At 35.9% G+C, this 601-nt stretch carries 2 protein-coding genes; one reads left to right on the top strand and one right to left on the bottom strand.

Features of this window, described 5'->3' with window-relative positions:
- On the bottom strand, positions 1 to 214 hold a 214-nt coding region (locus R8O10_RS26230), incomplete at its 3' end, for a hypothetical protein (RefSeq protein ID WP_318192098.1).
- A 159-nt stretch (positions 215 to 373) separates the two neighbouring features.
- Here R8O10_RS26230 and R8O10_RS26225 point away from each other — a divergent pair.
- The coding region (locus tag R8O10_RS26225) for a hypothetical protein (protein ID WP_318192097.1) at positions 374 to 601 on the top strand (228 nt) is incomplete at its 3' end.

The following is a 601-nucleotide window of genomic DNA, read 5'->3' as shown; positions in this document are numbered from 1 at the left end:
TAATCAAACCTTGTGCACGACCTTTCTCAAGGTCTCTCTGTCTTTTTTGATACTCATTTAAACTATCTGAGCTCTCTTCTTCAGTGAAGTTCTCAGCAAATTCTTTGCCTGTTATTACCCCCTCAAATACAGAAATGCCATTCGTGCAAATACCCTCGTTAGCTCTGAAGAGTACTAATTGAAGGTCTTGTTCAGAATAAATTGGTGTGTACATGTCTTGACCCGATGACTAAAAGAATAGAAGTAAAATACCATATAAATACACCTCCTTCAATATATGTGCACAAAAAAGTGCACTAAGTATATTTAAGTCTATAAAGTGTGTTTAAATATGGTATTATATAGTTGTCGGTCTTTAGTAATGGTTCAGCCAATGGTTAATATTTTTGAAACAACAAACCTAATAGAAAACGAATTGGTGGCTTTGCACGAGAGTGTTAGCTTCAAGTTCAATGCGGTTGTAGAAGAGTTTATAACGATTTTGCGATCTAGTGATTCGCTAGTGTTTGTTCCTTGCAGTATGGGTAAAGACTCCAGCACAGTTTTGAATGCTGCTTCTGAAGCTTATCGAGTTTGTATTCAAAATGGTTGGATCGAAAAA

This window comes from Vibrio sp. 1727 (assembly GCF_033344415.1).
GTDB lineage: Bacteria > Pseudomonadota > Gammaproteobacteria > Enterobacterales > Vibrionaceae > Vibrio > Vibrio alginolyticus.
Note: the sequence above shows the minus strand (reverse complement) of the source record. Positions and strands in the feature narration are given on the sequence as shown.